This is a genomic window from Arthrobacter rhizosphaerae (assembly GCF_023062595.1).
GTDB lineage: Bacteria > Actinomycetota > Actinomycetes > Actinomycetales > Micrococcaceae > Arthrobacter > Arthrobacter rhizosphaerae.
Map to the genome: position 1 here is coordinate 26,675 of NZ_JALLAN010000004.1, position 20,490 is coordinate 47,164.

Sequence of the window (20,490 nt, forward strand, 5' to 3'; positions counted from 1 at the left end):
TAACCCGCGAAACGTGAGGGAGCGTCGGTGGTTAACCCGCGAAACGTGAGGGAGCGTCGGTGCGGCTAGAGGAGGCGACGCTCGGCAGCCCACTTGGTGAGCTCGTGGCGGCTGGAGAGCTGCAGTTTGCGGAGCACTGCGGAAACATGGGTCTCCACAGTCTTGATGGAGATGAACAGCTCCTTGGCCACTTCCTTGTAGCTGTAGCCGCGCGCTATCAGCCGCATGACCTCAAGCTCCCGGGCGGAAAGCCGGTCCAGTTCGTCGTCGGCGATGTCTGCTGGCGAGGTGCCGAACGCGTCAAGGACGAATCCGGCCAGCCGGGGCGAGAAGACAGCGTCGCCGCCGGCCACCCGCATGACGGCGTCGGTGATTTCTGCCCCGGAGATGGTCTTGGTGACGTATCCCCGGGCGCCTGCCCGAATGACGGCCACAACGTCCTCAGCAGCATCGGAAACGCTCAAAGCCAGGAACCGTGTTGTGCCCAGGAGCGCAATTGAGCCGGCAATGACTTCACGTCCACCACCGCCCAGCCCGCCAGGGAGGTGAACATCCAGGAGCACAACGTCCGGCCGGGTCTGGGCGATGACGGCAATAGCCTGCTCGACCGTTCCGGCCTCCCCCACTACCGAGATCCGGGAGTCGAGGTCTGCCTTAAGGCCTGAACGGAAGATGGCATGATCGTCGACGAGGACAACCCGGACGCTGCCTTCTCTCGCCGGCACACCCTCTGCTTCAATGCTGCTCACGACGTCGTTTCTCCTTGTTCCGCGGCCATTGCAGGCAGTCCGAGGCGTACCTCGGTGCCCTCAGGGCCACTGTTGATCACGGCTGTGCCGCCGTGGCGCTTCATGCGTCCGATGATGGATTCCCGGACGCCCAGCCGGTCGTCAGGCACCTTGTGAAGATCGAAGCCGGCTCCCCGGTCCTTGACAAAAACCTCGACCTCTTTGTCTGAAGCCTCGACGTAGACCGAAACGGAACCCCCACCGTGGCGGGCGGCATTCAGCATGGCTTCCCGGCTCGCCTGGACCAGTGCTTCATGGCGCTCCGTCATTACGGTGTCACCCACGTTTACCACTTCCACCGCTTGGCCGTGTGCGTCTTCCACCTCAGCAGCCACAGCCTTGATGCGTTCCGACAGGTTGCCAATGTCCCTGCCCTCGTCGCGATACAGCCAGCTGCGCAGTTCCCTTTCCTGCGCCCTGGCCAGCCGGACGACGTCGTGCTCGTTGCCCGCCCGTCGCTGAATAAGAGCCAGCGTCTGCAGGACCGAGTCGTGCAGGTGGGCAGCGATTTCGGCCCGTTCGGTGGCGCGCACCCTCCCGGCTCTTTCCGTCTCCAGATCCCGCCAGAACTTGAGACCCCAGGGCAGGAGCACCACTGCGACCCCTCCCAGGACAGCGACGGAAGCGAGCAACGCAAGCCACGTCTGTTCCCAGGAGCCAGAGCCGGAAACCATCACCAGCACGCCTGCGACTACCAGGGCAAGCCCGGCGGCCAACCGCACCCACCCGCCGGCCTGGTTGGCCTTGGCCTTGTCCACAATTCCGGCCCGACGGGTCTCGTCGAGCTGCATCCAGGCGATGGAAGCACCGCCAAGGATCGCCGCGGCCGGAATAAGCGTTCCCAAGGGCACATCGACTCCAAGAAGCCGGGCGATAAGAATAGCTCCGGCCAACAGCAGCCCGATTCCAAGGAGGATTTCCTTGGCGTACGGCATCCTGCGGAATCGGAACCAGGCTGGTCCGTCCCCGCTGGTTGGACGGACCATGCCTGAGACTGATTGGGATGCTCCCGACGCCTGGACGTCGGCGGGAAGTCCGGACGGCCACGATGGATCTATGAAGACTTTCTCCCCTGATGGGTCCAGCCAGGCAAACGCCGAGGAATCCGAAGATCCCGACTGCGCCGGGTAACCAGTCAGGCCAGGGAGCCCCCTTTGGTGAGTAGATGACCATTGTGTTGACGGCGCTGCCAAGGGTCCGCTGACGGCCGGCGCAATCGGTGACGCTGGCCGGCGTGCGTTTCTTTTAGCGCTTTCATCAGCCGTGGGAACCATAATCCACAGCCAGGCGTAAAACACCAGGCCGGCTCCGCCAGCCAAGGTTGCTACCACCATGCCGATGCGAATGAACCGCACAGGCCAGCCCAGGTGCAGGGCGAGTCCCGCGCAGACGCCGGCTATGACACGGTCGGCGCTGCGGACCAGTGGCGGCCGCAGGACAGTGGTACTCATGAATCCATCCAAGCACGGATCAGGGTTCCCCGGACCTGTTTTGCACCGGAACCGGGGGTCGTTCAGGGATAGCTCAGGGTGTTCCCCAGTAGAGCTGATCACGCTATGCGCGGGAGGATCGAAGCATGAACCCGCACAACGTCAACCCAGAAGATCAACAACCGGCTGACAACCATCAGCCGTCGGCAACACCTTCCGATTCCGCAGGCGACTCCGCGGCGGAATCCCCTGCCAGCCCGGCTGCCAACTCCCCAGCCGATACCCCAACGGGCTCCACATCGGAATCCCCTTCGGACAGCATGGGACAAGCACCGGACTCCCCCGCAGCACAGTCCGAAAGTACAGATCCCGGCTTCCAACAGACTTACCCGGACCACGGAACCTCCAGCCAGGGGTTTCCCGGCCCACGACAGGAAAGCCAAGGATACGCAGCCCCGGGATACCCGCAGCCGGCGCCGTACGCCGTGGCACCTCCGCGAAACTTCTTCGATTGGATTCGGGGAAACGGAGTTTACCGGGGCAGCGACCGCTGGATCGGCGGCGTCGCCAGCGGGATTGCGCACCGCGCCGGGGTAGACCCGCTCATTGTCCGGGGCGTCTTTATCGTCCTGGCCTTGTTCGCAGGCATAGGCGTTCTGCTATACGGCATCGCGTGGGCACTGCTCCCGGAGCCTGACGGCCGCATCCACGTCCAGGAAGCCGCTGCCGGACGCTGGACGGGCGGCATGACCGGCGCCCTGATCACCACCATCCTGGGGTTCCCCAGCCTTGGCACAGGATTCTGGGGTTGGGAAGGGAACGGCTTCGGACGCTTCATCTGGGCTGTTTTCTGGATAGGCGCCATCACATATCTCATCTACTACCTGGTACAACGGAACAGAAACCGGAGTGGAAACCCCGCCATGAACACCAATTCCCAGCCCGGTGCTCCCGGAGCAGCCGCCTTCAGTGGCGGGCCCTATGGCACCTACCCTGGCAGCTCTTACGCCGCCAGTGGCCCAACTGCAGGCTCCAACAGTGCCCCCTTCACCAGCCAGTTCAGCACAACCACGTCGGCCGGTGGCTCCCAGACCGGGTCGGGCGGGTCTGTGCCAGTACCGCCGTCGGGATCCGTTCCCCCGGAGGGCCCCAACGGCCCCTACGGACCTGGCGGACCCTATGGCCCCAGCGGCCCGTACAACGGCGGCTTCCGCAATCCTGCCGGAGCCACACCTCCGCCGGCCAAGCCGCGCAAGTTCGGACCCGGCGCTCCCGCGGTGGCCATCACTGCCGGCACAGCCTTGCTGGTGGGCGGCGGTATCAAAGCCCTCGACGCCGGCAATGTAATCGAGCTCGGCAATTCGGCCAATGCCGTGGTCTGGGCCAGCGCTGCTGCGGTCCTCGGTCTGGGCATCCTGATCTCCGGACTCCGCGGCCGCACGTCAGGCATCCTGGGGTTCTTCGCAGTGGTTGCCTTGATCATCGGCGGCATATTCAACGTGGTGCAAAACGGTGACAGGTTCCGTTCCCAGCAGGTCGACTGGACTCCTGTCAGCATCGAGCAGGCACGGGAAGGCTTCGACATCACAGGCCGCCGGGGAACAGTTGACCTCACGAAGCTGAACGTCACCACCCCCTTGACCTCCGACGTCGTGATCCCGCTGGATATCACTGCCAGCAACGTGGACGTCATCATCCCCGATAACGTCCCGGTGGAAATAGAGGCCGACATGACGATGGGAAACCTCAACGAGGGTTCTGAACACCATGGCGGGATGACGACGAAGCAGAGCACGTACAACACCGACAAACCAGGGTCGCCCCTGATCCTTGAGATTGACGGCACCATGAGCAACGTGACCATCAAGGAAGGAAACTGACATGAGCAGCTACGAGCACACTCCGGACCCTGCTCCGGATGCTTCCACCACATCCGCCACCCCCGTGGCCTCCCCCGAACCGGAACCCTCAGTCCGCGTAGGAACCGTCGTCTGGGGCCTGATCGTCCTGGCGCTGGCCGTCCTGATCGTCGTCGCGCAGCTTGGCATCGTGGAACTGAACGGCACCTACGTGTTGATCGGACTCATGGTGGGTGCGGGCGCCGCGCTGGTGATCGGTGGTCTCCTGTCCGCCCGCCGACGTGACAAAGAAACCACAACAGGGAAGTCTTGAACCATGGATAAATTCTTCAGCATTGTCAGGGGCATGGGCCTGCGGCGCGGCCCACAGCGATTGCTCGGCGGAGTATGCGGCGGAATTGCTGCGAAGCTGAAGGTGGACGTCGCCTTCGTCAGGATTGCATTCCTGCTCCTCGCCCTCCTGCCGGGCCCGGCCTTTGTTTTCTACGTCGCTGCGTGGCTGATTTTGCCGGATCAGCGGGACAGCATCCCACTTCAGTCGTTCATCGATAAGCGGGCAAACAAGCAGCTGTAGACCCCGGCAGGAACCGCCAACTACGTGCCTCCGCTCCATGAGCGGGGGCACGTTTTTGTAACCGTTTGTGTCCTGTCCCACACTGCCCACTACAATCTAGATGAGCTCAGCGTGGCGCTCTGCCTGTACACCCTCAACCAGGATTTGAGCCTAAAGATATGAAAATTGGAATCCTCACCAGCGGCGGCGACTGCCCTGGACTGAACGCTGTCATCCGTGGCGCGGTTCTCAAGGGCATTGCCATCCACGGACACGAATTCGTGGGGTTCCTGGACGGCTGGCGCGGCGTTGTCGAGGGTGACATCATCCAGATCCCCCGCACCATGGTCCGCGGCATCGCGAAGCAGGGCGGAACCATATTGGGAACGTCCCGCACCAACCCGTTCGAAAACGGCGGTGGCCCTGAAGTCATCAAAGACCACATGAAGAGGCTTGGCATCGATGCCATCATCGCCATCGGCGGCGAAGGCACTCTCGCAGCAGCGAAACGGCTCACCGACGCCGGCCTGCGGATTGTGGGGGTTCCCAAGACGGTAGACAACGACCTTGACGCCACCGATTACACGTTTGGTTTCGACACTGCAGTACAGATCGCCACCGAGGCCATCGACCGGCTCCGGACCACCGGTGAATCCCATCACCGCTGCATGATCGCCGAGGTCATGGGCCGCCACGTCGGGTGGATCGCCCTGCACGCAGGAATGGCCGCCGGCGCCCACGCCATCCTGATTCCTGAACAAAAGGCCTCCATGGACCAGATCACGGAGTGGGTGCAGGAAGCCCACGACCGCGGCCGCGCACCGCTGGTAGTGGTGGCTGAAGGCTTCGTCCCGGAAGGCCAGGAGACGCCCCACTCGGAGCGCGGCCTGGACACCTTCGGCCGGCCCCGCCTCGGCGGCATCGCAGAAATGCTGGCCCCGGAACTGGAAGCACGGACCGGCATCGAAACGCGGGCCACCGTGCTCGGGCACATCCAGCGCGGCGGCGTGCCTTCTGCCTTCGACCGCGTCCTGGCAACCCGGCTTGGAATGGCGGCAATCGATTCTGTGGTGGACCATCGCTGGGGCACCATGGTGTCTCTCAACGGCACCGACATCGTGCACGTCGGTTTCGAAGCCGCGCTCGGCAACCTCAAGTCAGTCCCACCCCACCGCTACGAGGAAGCAGCTGTCCTCTTCGGCTAGTCCCGCAGCCATTTCCCGCCGCGGCTTTTCAAGAATGACGGCGAACAGCAGTTGACCCGCCTGCTCGGTAGGGTGGAGGCATGACACTTGAGGTCGGTTCAGCCGACATCATCCAGCTTGCCTGGGCCCGCCATCTGGGACTTGATGACGACGCTTTCACCGCTGCCCGCTCAGCTGGAACGGGACCGTCGGCACGGATCACCCGTGCCGACGAGTCCGAACGTTGCGTGCAGTTCGTCCGAATCTTCGGTACCTCCGCCCTGGTGGGCCCGCAGTGGGTCCTGGATGCCGCCGTCGGAATTCCGGACGAGGATCTTGCCCAGCACGTCACTCTCCTGACCATCACGCGCTCCCATGGCGGTCATGGCCTCGGAGCGGCTGCTTTGTTCTTCGCGGACGATCTGCCGCTGCTTCAGGCCCCTCAGGAACTCACGGTCTCACACGGGGAACAGGAAGCGATCCAGCTGGAAGGTCTCTGCCCGCCGGACGACGTCAATGAAGTAGGGCTTTCTGACCTGGAGAACCGCTTTACGATAATGCGGGGCGACGACGGGAACCGCGTTCCGGTGGCGTGTGGTGCTTACGCCGAGTGGGAGGGCATCCTCGCGCACATGGGCGTGCTGGTGGATCCGGTGTGGAGGCGGCAAGGCCTCGGCTCGCTCGCGGCGTCGGTGGCAGCGCATGAGGCCCTCGCTTCAGGCCTGACGCTGCAGTGGCGCGCCGATGTCAGCAACAAGGGATCGCTGGCAATTGCGCGCAGCATTGGATTCGCAGCCGGAGGCATCCAGACCAGCGTGCTCCTGGGCTGACCGAGATGACAGATAACGGCAATGTTCTCTGCAAACATTGCCGTTATCTGTCATCTCGCGCCGGTGAATCTACTCCAGCAGGGCCAGGATCTCCGAGCGCGCAAACATCTCGGCTGCAGCCCGCGCGCTGGGCGTGCCGGCGTCCGGATCAGCTCCTGCATCCACCAGCACACGGGCGACGTCCGTGTACCCCTTAAAGGCGGCACCTGCCAGGGGTGTCTGACCGCGGTCATTGGAAGCGTTGGCGTCGGCGCCATGATGCAGGAGGAGCTGAACGGTGTCAGCATGTCCGTGGTAGGCCGCGAGCATCAACAGCGAGTCTCCCGCTGCGTTGGTGAGTGTTGCGGGCGCCCCGGCATTGAGGTAACTCCGCAGCATATCGGATTCACCCTGGCGTGCCGCTTCGAACAGCGTATGGGCCAGGGCCAACGTCTCGTCGTCGGGTCCGAGCTCCTCGTCTGCGTTTGAATCTTCGCCGCGATAATCGCTCATCTGGTTCCCTTCAGAAAGCCGGTCTGCCTGCCTACTACCTGACCGGCGTCGGGAGCCACGATGACTTCCTGGGCAGCCGTGTACGGTTCGTCGCCATCCATGACGGTCAGCACCTCATCCGGCGAGACCGACCGTTTGATCACCGCAAGGGCAATCGGGCCCATTTCATAGTGCTGGACCGCTGAGGTCACAGTGCCCACTTTGCGCTCCCCCAGGAGCACCGGACTGCCGACGGCGGGCACCGTGTGCTGGGACCCGTCGAGCTGCAGGAAAACAAGACGACGAGGCGGATGGCCGAGGTTGTGCACACGCGCCACGGTCTCCTGGCCCTTGTAGCAGCCCTTGGCGAGGTGCACCGCCGTCCGCAGGAGGTCCAGTTCGTGGGGAATGGTCTTATCGTCGGTCTCAGCACCAAGGCGTGGCCGCCAGGCAGCGATCCTCAAAGCCTCGGAAGCCCAAACGCCGGCAAGCGGCCGGTCACCGATGGTGGATTCCAGTTCACTGGCCGGTACGAGGTATTCGAACCAAGGCCGTTCCAAGCCCGGATGGGCCTCTTCACCCACGACGGAATACGAGTATCCGCCCGCGCCGATGTGAGGCCAAGGGTCCTCCCAGACGAGCAGTCCGGACCACTCATTGACCTTGCGCGTGGAGGCCACGACGGCCCAGTCGTCCGAAACGTCAGCAATCTCTACCCGCAGCATGAATTTCATCCGGTTAAGCCACTCCGCCAAGGGCGCTGCCTCTTGGGCTTCGACGATCAGCCAGGTGGTGGCGCCGTCGTCCACTACCCGTGCGTCAAACTCGATCCGGCCCTGCACGCTTAGCAGCAGCAGTTCGGTGGATTCGGCGGGATTGAGATTGGCGACCTGCTGGGAGGACAGCGTGTTAAGCCAGCTGAGGCGGTCAGGACCGGTGACGGTAACTACACCGCGGTGTGAAAGATCGACGACGGCGGTCCCTGCCGCCAGAGCCCGCTGCTCCCGCAACGGCTCCCCATAGTGGGAGGCGACGCCGGCGTCGCCGCCTCCGGCTTCAACAGCACCGGGGCGCGACAACAGGGGGCTCTTAATAGTCATATGTACTAGAAGTCCTTTGACGCCGGCTCTATTCCGCGGGACGGCGGAACTAGCTGACTTTTTTCAGGATGGCGGAAGCGTGTGCCTCAAGGCCGCTTCCGGTGGACGAAGAGCCGCCCGTTGCAACGTCCCAGCGCCACAGGAGGTTGCCCTCCACAAGACCAAAAATCCTGGTAGCGGCGCTGTAATCCTTTGAGTGGCTGCCCCGCATCACCATGTCCGTGCTGAGCTGAATCTGCGGGCCCTTGATCTGGCCATAGTAAAGCTCGGAGATACCACCTGGATGAGAGATGGAGACTGAAATATCGAAGCCGCCATCCTTGTTGCGCAGGGCTTCAACCTCATCGGCACTCTTGAGTACGGGAACGATGTCGGCGGGGACCAGACCCGGGCCACCGTCTTCGTCATGCTGTTTACGTTCCAGTGCCCAGAAGCCGGTCTCCACAGTCAACGGCCGGAGCTTGACGCCGTCGTCGTCGACAAGCCAGCTTTCCGCCCGGTACTGCAGGTAGGGCAGTCCGTTGTGGGTGAACGACACGTGCTGGAGGAAATGTTCCGAGCCCTCATCACCGGAGCCGAGCCGGCCTCGTCCTTCCCACTCACCTATGAGCCAGGACAGCGGGACGAGTTCGGGGGTCAGGTCTGTGGGAATCTCAATCGGCACAGCTATTACCTCTGGAAACGGTCTGGATTATTGGATGCGAGGCGTGCTTACTTCTGGCCTTTGAAGAGCCGGTAAACGACGAACCCGGCGAACCAGGCCATGGCCAGGCCGGCAATGCCGAGCAGGACGAGGAAGAAAATTTCAAATGCAAGTACGGACATGATGCCATCCTAACGCGTTAGTAGATGAGTATTTTGTCTATGAAGTAGGCCAAGGAACCCACGGCCAGCACCGGCGCAATTGCCACACTGATGGCCGCGGCCACGTTCAATGCCTCCCCGCGGAGTATAACCAGCCGCCGGAAACTGACGAGTACCGAGCCGATGACGACACCTACCAGGGCGGCAGGAACGACGGCGATATCGGAGAAGATGAGCCCGGCCAGCGGGCCGGCCAATCCGGCGAGGACGATACCCAGGGGCGCCACGATACGGTCAGGCCACCGGACAAGGCCTGTCAACAGGGCCACGGCCGCACTGATGGCGGCCACGAGAAGCATTTCGCGAACCCCGTTGAACCGGGAGGCAGCGATCCACCCGGCACCGAGGCAACCGAGAAGCACGCCAGCGCAGGATCCCAGGATGGACTCCAGTCGCTGCGCTTGTCCGGTCCCGCGGATGAGCTGCATCACGAATACGGCCACGACCCCGGCCGCAATGAAGGCCGGCGTCCAGTCCAGGAAAGCAGGAGCGGGTACGTAAGTGGCAGCGACCGCTGACCCGGCACCAGGAAGGCCAATCAGGACAGCAAGTGTTTTGCGCGCGGGAATCCCCAGGAAATGCGGCCATCCGACACCTACCGCCAAAGCAAGGACGACGGCTGCGACCATCAGGACAACAGGTGAGCTGTAAGCTCCTACGACTATTGCCGCCAGCCCGGTGAGGCCAATGGTGCCCATTTGCCACGGCTTCACGTCCCACCCCCGCTCACTGCGTACCCGACTTCGGCATACTCATCTTCGACTCCGCACCTAATTCTGCTGTGTCCTTTTTGCCGTTGTGACCTTGGGTCACCACAGGAGTCCCAGTGAAGAAGGACTTGCCGGCCCCCCGACCATCCAATCCTGCCTCATCTGCACGTCATATGTCGCAAATTAGACGCGGGGTGCCTCAGGTTCAGTGTCCGCGAAGGGGTGTTTAGGTATACTCAAGGTTCAGCTACGCTTTCCGCGAACAAGGCTGGTGGGAAATGCTGGTGAGACCAGCGTCACCCGCCGCTCCTGTTTCGGGATGTACAGTACCGGCCGGTGCAAGCCCGGTTCAGACGCCCAATGATGTGCGGACAGCCCCTTGGAGGAACAATGTCACACATCCTGCTACTGACGAACAGCGCCGGCTCATCGGTGGACATATTGCCTGCCCTGGAACTCCTCAACCACCGGGTGCACATCCTTCCGGCCGAGCCAACAGCGCTCCTGGAAACAGACCCCTGTGACATCGTGCTGCTCGACGCCCGCAAGGACCTCGTTGGTGCCCGTTCACTCACCCAGCTGCTGAAAGCCACCGGCCTCAGCGCCCCTCTCGTATTGATTCTTACGGAGGGCGGCATGGCAGCCGTTTCATCCGCCTGGGCCGTGGACGACATTGTCCTCGAATCAGCGGGACCGGCGGAGGTCGAAGCCAGAATCCGTCTGTCGGTGGCGCGGGCTGTTCCCGCGCAGGAGGACGCCCCCACTGAAATCCGGGCCGCCGGCGTCGTGATTGACGAAGCCAGCTATACGGCGCGCGTCAACGGGGCACCGCTGAATCTCACGTTCAAAGAGTTCGAGCTGCTTAAGTACCTCGCGCAGCACCCGGGCCGCGTCTTCACCCGCCAACAGTTGCTCACCGAGGTGTGGGGCTACGACTACTACGGCGGCACGCGCACCGTGGACGTCCATGTCCGGCGCTTGCGGGCAAAGTTGGGTGCGGACCACGAGAACCTGATCAGCACTGTGCGCAACGTCGGCTACCGTCTGACACTTGTCCGGTTGCCGGAGGAAGAACTCAGCGAGGCCTGATCCAGCCCCCTGTAAATACCAGATGCAAGAAGCCCCGGACTCTTTGGAGTCCGGGGCTTCTTGCATTCCTGCATCAGTGGAGGACATACGGGTCGAACGTATCGAGGCCACCCCAGTGGTGGATCCCCCTCGCGTCCTGCTCAGCGAGCCGGACGAGTATCGACTATATCGGACGGACTGAGTGCTTCAAAATCCTGACTCTTGCCCTGGCCCAGCCACATCCCCAGCCGTAATCGATCAAGGCGTATAGCCTTACCTCATGAGTCCCGCACATCCTGAAACCTGGCCGGTACTGGTTGCAAAAGACACCCTTGAACCTCAGCTGTACAGGGACTTCAAGGATCTCGCAGCAGCGGCGGAGGAGTCCGATGGAAATCCGCCCCTTTCCGAGCAAACACTCCTTACCCTGCGCGCCGGCGGGTCATCCGGTGCAGGCGGGCATTCGGTGCTTGCCCTTGCGCTGTACGCCGTTGATGAGGACTCGCAGCCAAGCAGCGCCCAGGATCTGGCCGGGCTCGCCGTCGTGATTGAGGAAACGGACGGTTCCGGTGTCCTGGAAGTGGCCGTTCACCCGAGTTACCGCAACCAGGGCGTGGCGGACCGGTTGATCCGGACCCTCGAAAAGGAGCGCGGCTTCACTGGACTCACCGCCTGGTCACATGGCAACCATGAGGCCGCAGCGGCGCTTGCCGCCAGGTATGGCTACCGGCCCGTCCGTGAGCTGTGGAAGATGCGCCTCACCACCGCGAACGCAGAATTGCCGATGGCGCCGATGCCTGGTGGCGTAGCGCTCCGGGCTTTTGTTCCAGGCCAGGATGAAGATGGGTGGCTGGCCGCCAACAGGGCCGCCTTCTCGCACCATCCGGAGCAGGGGAACCTGGCCCTTGCAGACCTCGAGGCCCGGATGGCCGAGGACTGGTTCGATCCAGAAGGATTCCTCCTCGCCGAAGACACCGCCGGGAAACTGCTCGGCTTCCACTGGACCAAAATCCACCCGCGGAACGGGAAGCATCCTGCAATGGGCGAGGTCTATGTGGTTGGCGTTACGCCGGAGGCCCAAGGCATGGGGCTCGGCAAGGCACTCACGGTGGCGGGCATCAAGTACCTGCAGGAGCAAGGCCTGCACGCCGTCATGCTGTACACCGACGCCGACAATCTGCCCGCCGTATCTCTCTACCGCCGCCTGGGCTTTTCACGCTGGGATGTCGATGTCATGTATGGGCCGGTTACTCCCGGTTAGACCTCAGGCCTGACGCACTTGAGGCGTGAAACAATCTGTGGGTCTCTGCTGAATCGAATGCTTGTAAGGTTGAAACTAAACCGCGCCAGCAAAAGGAGAGACCATGCAGCCGGAATCCGGCGGGACCACCACGTCCGAAGCCAAGGTGCCATCGGTTCGGGCACGCTTTGGCTCCTCGGAAGTGCCGGCGTCCCGCGCAACGCAAGACCGGATCGACATCCCGGAATTCGCTCCGAACCTGGAACCTGAGGGTGACATCAGCCCGGACCGCTTCCTTGACCGGGAACTCAGCTGGCTCGCCTTCAACGCACGTGTCCTGGAGCTGGCCGAAGACCCCGATCTCCATCTCCTGGAACGGGTTGGCTTCCTCTCAATTTTTGCTTCGAACCTGGACGAATTCTTCATGGTCCGCGTTGCCGGGCTCAAACGGCGCATCGCGACAGGTCTGGCTGTTCCGTCGCCTGCAGGGCTAAGCCCTGTGCAGGTCCTGGAACAGATCGGCGAGGCCGCCCACGAGCTACAGCAACGGCACGCGCGCGTCTACGCCGAGCAGATCCGCCCTGCCCTGGCCTACGAGCACATCCACCTCATGCACTGGCACGAGCTGGATGACCAGGCCAAGGACCAGCTCAGTGCAATGTTCGCGGAGAAGGTCTTCCCCATCCTGACGCCCCTGGCCGTGGATCCTGCCCACCCCTTCCCCTACATTTCCGGGCTGTCGCTGAACCTCGCCGTCGTGGTCCGAAACCCGGTGAGTGACAAGGAGCTGTTCGCCCGCGTCAAGGTACCCGACCAGCTTCCCCGGCTCATTTCCATCGACGGGCCGCGCGCCGGCTCCATCCCGGGCCGGGTTGCGCGCTTCATCGCCCTCGAAGAGGTCATCGCCGTCCACCTTGACCAGCTGTTCGCCGGCATGGAGGTCCTGGAGCACCACACCTTCCGTGTGACCCGCAACGAAGACGTTGAGGTTGAAGAGGACGACGCCGAGAATCTCCTGCAGGCACTTGAAAAGGAACTGCTGCGACGGCGCTTCGGCCCACCCGTCCGTCTTGAGGTCACCACTGACATCAACCCGAACATCCGCGCCCTGCTGATCCGGGAACTTGGAGTGGAGGAGTCTGAGGTTTACTCAGTGCCTGCGCCTCTGGACCTCCGGGGCATGTCCGTCATCGCCGGCATCGACCGTGCAGATCTCCACTACCCCAAGCACGTACCGCACACCTCCCGGTACTTGAACGAGTCCGAGACGTCAAAGGCAGCGAACGTCTTCGCGGCCATGCGGCGTCGGGATATCCTCCTGCACCACCCATACGATTCGTTCTCGACGTCGGTCCAGGCTTTCCTGGAGCAGGCTGCCGCGGACCCCAAGGTCCAGGCCATCAAGCAGACCCTGTACCGGACTTCCGGCGACTCCCCCATTGTGGATGCCCTGATCGATGCCGCCGAAGCGGGGAAGCAGGTCCTGGCGCTCGTTGAGATCAAGGCCCGCTTTGATGAACAGGCCAACATCTCCTGGGCCCGCAAGCTTGAGCAGGCCGGTGTGCATGTGGTGTACGGCATTGTTGGCCTCAAGACACACTGCAAGCTCTCCCTCGTGGTCCGCCAGGAAGTGGACGGACTCCGGCGCTATTGCCACATTGGCACGGGCAACTACCACCCCCGCACCGCCCGTTACTACGAAGACCTTGGACTCCTGACCGCTAATGAGCAAGTGGGCGAGGATCTGTCCAAGCTGTTCAACCAGCTCTCCGGCTACGCCCCGAAATCCACGTTCAAGCGTCTTCTGGTAGCTCCGCGTTCCGTCCGGTCAGGCCTGATCGACCGGATCGAAACGGAGATCCGCAATGCACGTGCCGGGATTCCGGCCCGTGTCCAGATCAAGGTGAACTCCATGGTGGATGAAGCCATCATTGACTCCCTTTACCGGGCGTCACAGGCCGGGGTGCAGGTGGACGTCATCGTCCGCGGTATTTGCTCCCTTCGGCCCGGCATCCCCGGCTTGAGCGAGAACATTATCGTGCGCTCGGTGTTGGGCAGGTTCCTGGAGCACTCCCGGGTCTTCGCGTTCGCCAACGGCGGTGATCCTGTGGTGTTTATCGGTTCCGCCGACATGATGCACCGCAACCTTGACCGGCGGGTGGAAGCGTTGGTCCGCCTCAGGAGTGGTGACGACACCACCTACGTCCTGGACATGCTCCGTAAATACATGGACCCGGGAACTTCCAGCTGGCATCTGGACAGCCTTGGAGAATGGACGCGGCATCACTTGGCCGAGGACGGAAGGCATCTGGAGGACGTACAGTCATGGCTTCTGGCTTCGCGCTCCCGCCAGCGGTCGGCGAGCCGACGATAGGCACCGGGTTGAAGAGCGATTCTCCGATTGCTGACCTTGACATTCCCGTTGCCGACCAAACCGACCACCCCGGGGAACCCATTGCGGTTACGGCCGCCGGGGCCATTCCCTGGCGCCTCACCAAGGACGGTTTGGAAGTCCTCCTGATCCATAGGCCGCGCTACGACGATTGGTCCTGGCCCAAAGGCAAAATCGACGACGGCGAGACCGTCCCTGAATGTGCCGTCAGGGAAGTGGAGGAGGAGATAGGGCTCAAGGCAGCCCTGGGCATTCCCCTTCCGCCGATTCATTACCATGTTTCGGCGGGGCTGAAGGTTGTGCACTACTGGGCTGTCGACGTCGACGGAGCCACGTTGCGCCCTGACGGTAAAGAAGTGGACAGCGTCATGTGGTGTTCCCCGGATAAAGCCGCCCGGCTGCTAAGCAACCCCAGTGACGTGGGTCCGCTGGAAGAACTTATGGCGGCCCACGAACGCAACGCCGTGGACACGTGGCCCTTGGTGATCCTCCGCCATGCCAAAGCAAAGCCACGTTCGTCCTGGAGCAAGGCTGAAGGCGAACGGCCCCTGGCCGCGACCGGGCTCAGGCAGGCCCAGGCAGTCCGCCGTCTGCTGATGGCATGGAAGCCCCTCCGCGTCAGCACCAGTCCGTGGCTTCGCTGTGTAGCCACCGTGGCGCCCTACGCAAAGGCCATGGATGCAAAGGTCAAGGTGATTGAGGCGTTGACCGAACACAAGCATGCACGGAGTCCTCAGAAGACAGCCGCCGTCGTCGAATCCCTTTTGGACAAGCAGCGGGCCACGTTGTTGTGCACGCACAGGCCGGCACTGCCCACCGTCTTCAAGCAGCTGGGCCATCACATGAATCAGAACCTCCGAACGCTCCTGCCTTCCAAGGATCCCTACTTGGCGCCGGGGGAAATCCTTGTGTGCCACGTGTCCCGTGGAGACCGCAGCAGGGTTGTCGCTGTGGAGAAGTTCAGGCCCTTCGACGACTGAGCGCTGCAGGTCCGGCCACGATCTCCGCTGACCGGCAAACCTTGACTTGACCCCACCGGTTCTGTGCCTGACACTTTGTATCAAGTGCTTGATACAAAGTGCGGATGCAAGTTCTGAAACGTGGGGGAACCATGCCTATTGCCGTCACTCTGCCGCCAATGGTGCTGCTATGGCCGTTCATTGTGGCCGTCGTGGTGTACCTCTGGCTGAGGTGGGGCGTGTGGGGTGCAGGCACAGCTTCTCCCGTTTCGGCTGCAAAGCATGCAAAGTGGGTAGGGGTCTTGGGCTGGATGGCCAGCAGCCTCCAGGGAGCGGCAAACGCCGGGACGATCGCCGGGGAATTTCCCTACAATTCATCGGACACCCCGGGGGAGATCGCAGCGCTGCTGTCGTGGCCTGTCCTGGGCTGTCTTTTGATCCACGCCATCGGTCAGATCAGTTATCCGGGGCACAAGGGAACACGCCGTCGGGCCAGCCTCTCGGTGCGAAGGCTCAGGGACTTTGCGCCGCGCAAGCTCGCCTGGGTGACAATCGGGATCTTTGTCTTCTCTGCCTCTTTCATCGCCTGGGTCGCGGGCTTGCCGGCCTTTCCTGCTGTGGAACGCATACAAACAGCTGACGGATATCCGACCCGGATGGGGCAGCCCGGCAGGATCAGCGGCATTGAGCTCGCTGCTTGCCTCGGCGGCGCACTCCTGGTTCTGGCCGTCGGCACTGTACTGGCGCTGCTGCTCATCACGCGCCGCCGGCAACTCGAAGGTCTGACCGATACGGACAACCGGCTCCTTCGCTCCATCGCCATGAACCGCCTGCTTCGAACAGTGGCGACCGTGGCCTCGGGCCTGGCCGCGATCGCAGGAAACTTCTCCATGAACACACCTCCCGGAGCCCCTGCGCCGCTCGGTGGGATTAACTACGCCGTCGTGGTGAATCTTGTCGTGCTGCTCGTGATGTGGGGTTGGGGACCTCCCCGGCTCGAGGCCGAGGAAGCGGCGGCGAACCTTGCTGCCGCTGAAGCCGGTCCCAAGATCCGTCCTGGCCATCCCGCGGCCATGCTCGTGGCGTCGCTTGGTCCGTTGAGTGCGGCAGCTGCAGCCCTCCCCCTCATCTTTGCCTGGCTGTTGTCAGGACTGTTTATCGAAGCCAGGGAGGCCAACGGCGTTCCCTTTAGTCCAATGATGTTTGTCGCTCTCTCTGCTTTAGCCGCCCTTGGGGTGATAGCTGCGGGGGAAGTTCTACTGGGCCGCAACTACGCCGTTGCCGGCCTCCCCAGAGGATTGCCGGTAAAAGCAATCAGCCCTGCTCTTGCCACTATTGCGATAGTGGCGTGCGTTCTCTACCTGTCTGTCCTGGCAACTGCCGCTTCCGGCGAAATGCTCCTCGGGACAGGTTCTGCATGGATTGAGAGCAGTGTGTGCGCCGGCGTAGTCGTTGCAGCCGTACTCAAGGTGCTCAAGAGCATCAGAACGCGGCCCGGTATCAGGGACGCAGCCGGGCCCGACGCCACATTTCGCAGCATCGCATACGTTCGGACCACCCGAACTCTTGCGGCCTTCTTCTTGGCGGAGGCCGCCGTTTTCCTTCTCTTCGAACAGGCAGCCGTCACCGCGGGATTACGCGTCAGCCCGTCCAGCTTTTCTGGCTTCTCGGAGCTTCTTTCAGGAGCCGGCGTGTTTCTGGCTGCCTGTGCCGTATTCATCGCCCTGATTCCGGTCCGGACAGCCCCACGCGGCCGTGTTCTTGAAGTTGAGATGGACCGCGTCCCGTGACTGTGGACATCTCCGTCAACCTGAAGTCACCTACGCCACCCTATGAACAGATCAGAGCGCAGATTTCCTCCCTTATCACTCTCGGCGCCCTGGAGCGGGGAGCCAGGTTGCCGCCGGTCCGCGGCCTCGCAGCGGACCTCGGCCTGGCGGCCGGAACCGTTGCCAGAGCCTACAAGGAACTGGAGCAGGCCGGCCTGATCGAGACCCGACGACGGAACGGTACTGTCGTCGTCGGCCCGCCCGCCGTCGTAGCCCCGCGCTGGGGTGAGGCTCCAGCGTCGGTGACGGCCGCCGTCGAACATTACATAGCCGAGGGCCGCAAAGCCGGGCTTGCGAACGACACACTGCTCCGGCTCCTGGCAGAACGTCTTGGCGAGCGTCAGTAGACTGGAACCGTGAGCATTCCTACGCCCTATGAAGACCTCCTGCGTGACGTGCTGGAACATGGCACCCACAAATCAGACCGGACCGGCACAGGTACGCGCAGCGTATTCGGCCGCCAGATGCGCTTTGACCTAAGCAAAAGTTTCCCCCTGATCACCACAAAGAGAGTTCACTTCAAATCTGTGGCTGTGGAACTGCTGTGGTTCCTGCGCGGCGAAACCAACGTGAAGTGGATGCAGGACCAAGGCGTCACCATCTGGAACGAATGGGCAGATGCCGACGGCGAACTCGGGCCCGTTTATGGCGTCCAGTGGCGCAGCTGGCCCACTCCTGACGGCGGACACATCGACCAGATCGCCGAGCTCGTCAAGAACCTGAAGGCCAACCCCGACTCACGCCGGCACATCGTTTCCGCCTGGAATGTTGCCGAACTCCAGGACATGGCGCTGCCGCCATGCCACGTCTTCTTCCAGTTCTACGTGTCTGACGGGAAGTTGTCCTGCCAGCTGTACCAGCGTTCGGCAGACACCTTCCTGGGCGTCCCCTTCAACATCGCTTCCTACGCCCTGCTGACCTGCATGTTGGCGCAGCAGGTAGGCCTGGAACCAGGGGAATTCGTCTGGACCGGCGGCGACGTGCACATCTACGAGAATCACATGGACCAGGTTCTGAAGCAGCTCGCCCGGGAACCGTATGAATATCCGCAGTTGAAGATCAACCGCAAGCCTGACTCGATTTTTGACTACACCCTGGACGACTTCGAGGTCGTTGGCTATCAGCACCACCCCACGATTAAGGCCCCGATCGCCGTATGAACAGCAAAGATTCCGAATCCCAGGCAGCGCCGGAAGGTTTCACTGCAGACCTGGCTGAAAGCATCACCGGCGTCGGCTTGGTGTGGGCACAGACCACCGCCGGAGTTATTGGCAAGGACGGCGACATGCCGTGGCACCTCCCCGAGGACCTGAAGCACTTCACGAAGCTCACCGCAGGGCACCCCGTGATCATGGGGCGCAAGACCTGGCTGTCCTTCCCTGCCAAGTACCGTCCGCTGCCCGGCCGGACCAACATCGTGATAACCCGGCAGGAAAACTGGGGCAGCACTCCCGAAGCGGAGGGCGCCGTCGTCGTGAAGTCCCTGGATGACGCATTGCTCGAATCCCAGTTCGTGCCCGGCGGGAGTACCGTCTGGATCCTGGGCGGCGGGGAAATCTTCGCCCAGTCCGTGGATATTGCCGACGTCGCCGTGGTCACCTTCATCGATTCAGAGGCCGACGGCGACACTTACGCCCCGGAGCTCGGTTACGAATGGGAGAACTCGGCCAACGAACCGCCCAAGGGCTGGCTCACGTCGGCCAACGGCACACGCTACCGGTTCACTGTATGGCGCCGGAAGGGTGCATAGATGTTGAAGAAACCAGAAACTCTATTCGTGCTGGGCTACATGCTGTTGCCTCTGCTCGCGCTGCTGTCTGCCATCGTCGGCCTGACCATGATCCTGGGCGGAAACAAGATCGTCGGCATCGTTGTGCTGGTTGTTGTGGCCCAGGTCTTTGCCTTTGGCGCCTTCTTTGCCATCCGGGCGCGGAAACAGTTGCTGCTCTCGGAGGGTCCGGGCGCCTGATCTGCGTCTTTGGTGCCTGATCGGCTTCTTTGGTGAGCTATTTCGCCGTCCGCCGGGAGTGACGTAACCGACTGCGCCTTTGCGGTTCTGAAGTCTAAACTGAACGAATGACTACAGCAGCTACACCTTCCGTCGGCCTGGTCGGATGGCGCGGTATGGTCGGCTCCGTCCTGATGCAGCGTATGCAGGACGAGGGCGACTTCGCCAACATCAACCCGGTGTTCTTCTCCACCTCGAACGCAGGAGGTGCCGCGCCTTCCTTCGCAGAGGGCTCAGGCAAGCTCGAGGACGCGTTCGACGTCGACACGCTGGCTAAGCTGCCCATTATTGTCACCGCCCAGGGCGGCGACTACACCAAGCGCGTCCACACCGAGCTTCGCAGCCGCGGCTGGGATGGCCTGTGGATCGATGCCGCCTCCACCCTGCGTATGAGCGATGACTCGATCATCGTGCTGGACCCGATCAACCGCGACGTCATCGACAAGGGTCTGGTCAATGGAACCAAGGACTTCATCGGTGGCAACTGCACAGTGTCTTGCATGCTGATGGGCATGGGCGGATTGTTCAAGAACGGCCTCGTCGAGTGGGGCACCTCCATGACGTACCAGGCTGCCTCCGGTGGGGGTGCCCGCCATATGCGCGAGCTTCTGAGCCAGTTCGGCACTCTCAACGCCGAGGTCAGCTCGGAACTGGACGACCCGGCGTCGGCCATTTTGGAAATCGATCGCAAGGTTCTGGCACACCAGCGCACAGATATCGACGCGACGCAGTTCGGTGTCCCGCTTGCAGGCTCGCTGATCCCCTGGATCGACGCGGACCTGGGCAATGGCCAGTCCAAGGAAGAGTGGAAGGCGGGTGTGGAGACCAACAAGATCCTCGGCACTTCCGCCGAGAACCACATCATGATGGACGGCTTGTGCATCCGGATCGGCGCCATGCGTTCGCACTCCCAGGCTCTGACCCTCAAGCTCCGCGAAGACCTCTCCGTAGCTGAGATCGAGAGCATCCTGGCCTCTGACAACGAGTGGGCCAAGGTGGTGCCGAATACCAAGGAAGACTCCATGGCGAGCCTTACCCCGGTGGCTGCGTCCGGCACGCTGGATATCCCCGTGGGCCGAATCCGCAAGCTCGAAATGGGCCCGGAGTACATCAGCGCCTTCACCGTGGGCGATCAGCTCCTCTGGGGCGCCGCCGAACCGCTGCGCCGCATGCTGAACATCGCTACCGGGACTCTCTAGCCCTTT

The 20,490-nt window shown here is 62.6% G+C and carries 21 protein-coding genes; 15 read left to right on the forward strand and 6 right to left on the reverse strand.

What is annotated here, in order from left to right:
- Positions 1 to 65: 65 nt before the first annotated feature.
- On the reverse strand, positions 66 to 740 hold the full coding sequence (locus MU551_RS06760; RefSeq protein ID WP_247042345.1) for a LuxR C-terminal-related transcriptional regulator: 675 nt from the start codon (positions 738 to 740) through the stop codon (positions 66 to 68).
- Between the two features lie 5 nt (positions 741 to 745).
- On the reverse strand, positions 746 to 2,239 hold the full coding sequence (locus MU551_RS06765) for an ATP-binding protein (RefSeq protein ID WP_247041885.1): 1,494 nt from the start codon (positions 2,237 to 2,239) through the stop codon (positions 746 to 748).
- 125 nt (positions 2,240 to 2,364) lie between these two features.
- Between MU551_RS06765 and MU551_RS06770 the strand changes: the two genes are divergently transcribed.
- The 5 genes from MU551_RS06770 to MU551_RS06790 all read left to right on the forward strand — a co-directional run bounded on the left by MU551_RS06770 (position 2,365) and on the right by MU551_RS06790 (position 6,644).
- A complete protein-coding gene (locus tag MU551_RS06770; protein WP_247041886.1) occupies positions 2,365 to 4,098 on the forward strand; it encodes a PspC domain-containing protein in 1,734 nt (577 codons plus the stop codon).
- Between the two features lies 1 nt (position 4,099).
- Positions 4,100 to 4,390 carry a hypothetical protein gene (locus MU551_RS06775; protein ID WP_247041888.1) on the forward strand — a complete coding sequence of 97 codons (291 nt, stop codon included), beginning with the start codon at positions 4,100 to 4,102 and terminating at the stop codon, positions 4,388 to 4,390.
- Between the two features lie 3 nt (positions 4,391 to 4,393).
- The gene (locus tag MU551_RS06780; protein ID WP_247041889.1) at positions 4,394 to 4,651 is read left to right on the forward strand and encodes a PspC domain-containing protein; all 258 of its coding nucleotides are present in this window, start codon (positions 4,394 to 4,396) and stop codon (positions 4,649 to 4,651) included.
- 158 nt (positions 4,652 to 4,809) lie between these two features.
- On the forward strand, positions 4,810 to 5,835 hold the full coding sequence (locus MU551_RS06785) for an ATP-dependent 6-phosphofructokinase (RefSeq protein WP_247041891.1): 1,026 nt from the start codon (positions 4,810 to 4,812) through the stop codon (positions 5,833 to 5,835).
- 80 nt (positions 5,836 to 5,915) lie between these two features.
- Positions 5,916 to 6,644, forward strand: a complete 729-nt coding sequence (locus MU551_RS06790; protein ID WP_247041893.1) for a GNAT family N-acetyltransferase — start codon at positions 5,916 to 5,918, stop codon at positions 6,642 to 6,644.
- Between the two features lie 69 nt (positions 6,645 to 6,713).
- On the opposite strand, the gene MU551_RS06795 is transcribed toward MU551_RS06790, so the two are convergent.
- The 4 genes from MU551_RS06795 to MU551_RS06810 all read right to left on the reverse strand — a co-directional run bounded on the left by MU551_RS06795 (position 6,714) and on the right by MU551_RS06810 (position 9,792).
- Positions 6,714 to 7,136: an ankyrin repeat domain-containing protein gene (locus tag MU551_RS06795; protein ID WP_247041895.1), complete on the reverse strand. Its 423-nt coding sequence runs from the start codon at positions 7,134 to 7,136 to the stop codon at positions 6,714 to 6,716.
- Entirely contained in the window at positions 7,133 to 8,215 is a 1,083-nt protein-coding gene (gene ygfZ / locus MU551_RS06800) for a CAF17-like 4Fe-4S cluster assembly/insertion protein YgfZ (RefSeq protein ID WP_247041896.1), read from the reverse strand. Before ygfZ ends, MU551_RS06795 begins: the two co-directional genes overlap by 4 nt.
- 49 nt (positions 8,216 to 8,264) lie before the next feature.
- Positions 8,265 to 8,879: a nitrobindin family protein gene (locus MU551_RS06805; RefSeq protein WP_247041898.1), complete on the reverse strand. Its 615-nt coding sequence runs from the start codon at positions 8,877 to 8,879 to the stop codon at positions 8,265 to 8,267.
- A 178-nt stretch (positions 8,880 to 9,057) separates the two neighbouring features.
- Positions 9,058 to 9,792: a permease gene (locus tag MU551_RS06810; RefSeq protein WP_247041900.1), complete on the reverse strand. Its 735-nt coding sequence runs from the start codon at positions 9,790 to 9,792 to the stop codon at positions 9,058 to 9,060.
- 387 nt (positions 9,793 to 10,179) lie between these two features.
- Between MU551_RS06810 and MU551_RS06815 the strand changes: the two genes are divergently transcribed.
- The 10 genes from MU551_RS06815 (at position 10,180) to asd (ending at position 20,484) form a co-directional block, all read left to right on the forward strand.
- Positions 10,180 to 10,878, forward strand: a complete 699-nt coding sequence (locus MU551_RS06815) for a winged helix-turn-helix transcriptional regulator (protein ID WP_247041901.1) — start codon at positions 10,180 to 10,182, stop codon at positions 10,876 to 10,878.
- A 259-nt stretch (positions 10,879 to 11,137) separates the two neighbouring features.
- On the forward strand, positions 11,138 to 12,118 hold the full coding sequence (mshD, locus tag MU551_RS06820; RefSeq protein ID WP_247041902.1) for a mycothiol synthase: 981 nt from the start codon (positions 11,138 to 11,140) through the stop codon (positions 12,116 to 12,118).
- A 103-nt stretch (positions 12,119 to 12,221) separates the two neighbouring features.
- Positions 12,222 to 14,471 (forward strand): RNA degradosome polyphosphate kinase, encoded by a 2,250-nt coding sequence (locus tag MU551_RS06825; RefSeq protein WP_247041903.1) that lies wholly within the window; start codon positions 12,222 to 12,224, stop codon positions 14,469 to 14,471.
- Entirely contained in the window at positions 14,423 to 15,469 is a 1,047-nt protein-coding gene (locus MU551_RS06830; protein ID WP_247041905.1) for an NUDIX hydrolase, read from the forward strand. Before MU551_RS06825 ends, MU551_RS06830 begins: the two co-directional genes overlap by 49 nt.
- 104 nt (positions 15,470 to 15,573) lie before the next feature.
- Complete coding sequence (locus MU551_RS06835) at positions 15,574 to 17,238, forward strand: hypothetical protein (RefSeq protein ID WP_247041906.1); 1,665 nt, start codon at positions 15,574 to 15,576, stop codon at positions 17,236 to 17,238.
- A complete protein-coding gene (locus tag MU551_RS06840) occupies positions 17,235 to 17,624 on the forward strand; it encodes a GntR family transcriptional regulator (protein ID WP_247041908.1) in 390 nt (129 codons plus the stop codon). The genes MU551_RS06835 and MU551_RS06840 overlap by 4 nt, the downstream gene beginning before the upstream one ends.
- Before the next feature lie 9 nt (positions 17,625 to 17,633).
- The gene (locus MU551_RS06845; RefSeq protein WP_247041910.1) at positions 17,634 to 18,437 is read left to right on the forward strand and encodes a thymidylate synthase; all 804 of its coding nucleotides are present in this window, start codon (positions 17,634 to 17,636) and stop codon (positions 18,435 to 18,437) included.
- Positions 18,434 to 19,027, forward strand: a complete 594-nt coding sequence (locus MU551_RS06850; RefSeq protein ID WP_247041911.1) for a dihydrofolate reductase — start codon at positions 18,434 to 18,436, stop codon at positions 19,025 to 19,027. The genes MU551_RS06845 and MU551_RS06850 overlap by 4 nt, the downstream gene beginning before the upstream one ends.
- Positions 19,028 to 19,246 carry an NF038396 family protein gene (locus tag MU551_RS06855; protein WP_247041912.1) on the forward strand — a complete coding sequence of 73 codons (219 nt, stop codon included), beginning with the start codon at positions 19,028 to 19,030 and terminating at the stop codon, positions 19,244 to 19,246.
- 107 nt (positions 19,247 to 19,353) lie between these two features.
- Entirely contained in the window at positions 19,354 to 20,484 is a 1,131-nt protein-coding gene (asd, locus tag MU551_RS06860) for an aspartate-semialdehyde dehydrogenase (protein ID WP_247041913.1), read from the forward strand.
- Positions 20,485 to 20,490: the final 6 nt, after the last annotated feature.

What these genes read in the sequence shown, in the direction of transcription:
- MU551_RS06770 (WP_247041886.1), top strand. Translation starts at nt 2,365, where the DNA reads ATGAACCCGCACAACGTCAACCCAGAAGATCAACAACCGGCTGACAAC.
- mshD (WP_247041902.1), top strand. Translation starts at nt 11,138, where the DNA reads ATGAGTCCCGCACATCCTGAAACCTGGCCGGTACTGGTTGCAAAAGAC.
- MU551_RS06775 (WP_247041888.1), top strand. Translation starts at nt 4,100, where the DNA reads ATGAGCAGCTACGAGCACACTCCGGACCCTGCTCCGGATGCTTCCACC.
- MU551_RS06765 (WP_247041885.1), bottom strand. Translation starts at nt 2,239, where the DNA reads ATGAGTACCACTGTCCTGCGGCCGCCACTGGTCCGCAGCGCCGACCGT.
- MU551_RS06850 (WP_247041911.1), top strand. Translation starts at nt 18,434, where the DNA reads ATGAACAGCAAAGATTCCGAATCCCAGGCAGCGCCGGAAGGTTTCACT.
- MU551_RS06830 (WP_247041905.1), top strand. Translation starts at nt 14,423, where the DNA reads ATGGCTTCTGGCTTCGCGCTCCCGCCAGCGGTCGGCGAGCCGACGATA.
- MU551_RS06785 (WP_247041891.1), top strand. Translation starts at nt 4,810, where the DNA reads ATGAAAATTGGAATCCTCACCAGCGGCGGCGACTGCCCTGGACTGAAC.
- MU551_RS06825 (WP_247041903.1), top strand. Translation starts at nt 12,222, where the DNA reads ATGCAGCCGGAATCCGGCGGGACCACCACGTCCGAAGCCAAGGTGCCA.
- asd (WP_247041913.1), top strand. Translation starts at nt 19,354, where the DNA reads ATGACTACAGCAGCTACACCTTCCGTCGGCCTGGTCGGATGGCGCGGT.
- MU551_RS06780 (WP_247041889.1), top strand. Translation starts at nt 4,394, where the DNA reads ATGGATAAATTCTTCAGCATTGTCAGGGGCATGGGCCTGCGGCGCGGC.
- MU551_RS06790 (WP_247041893.1), top strand. Translation starts at nt 5,916, where the DNA reads ATGACACTTGAGGTCGGTTCAGCCGACATCATCCAGCTTGCCTGGGCC.
- MU551_RS06795 (WP_247041895.1), bottom strand. Translation starts at nt 7,136, where the DNA reads ATGAGCGATTATCGCGGCGAAGATTCAAACGCAGACGAGGAGCTCGGA.
- MU551_RS06815 (WP_247041901.1), top strand. Translation starts at nt 10,180, where the DNA reads ATGTCACACATCCTGCTACTGACGAACAGCGCCGGCTCATCGGTGGAC.
- ygfZ (WP_247041896.1), bottom strand. Translation starts at nt 8,215, where the DNA reads ATGACTATTAAGAGCCCCCTGTTGTCGCGCCCCGGTGCTGTTGAAGCC.
- MU551_RS06835 (WP_247041906.1), top strand. Translation starts at nt 15,574, where the DNA reads ATGCAAGTTCTGAAACGTGGGGGAACCATGCCTATTGCCGTCACTCTG.
- MU551_RS06855 (WP_247041912.1), top strand. Translation starts at nt 19,028, where the DNA reads ATGTTGAAGAAACCAGAAACTCTATTCGTGCTGGGCTACATGCTGTTG.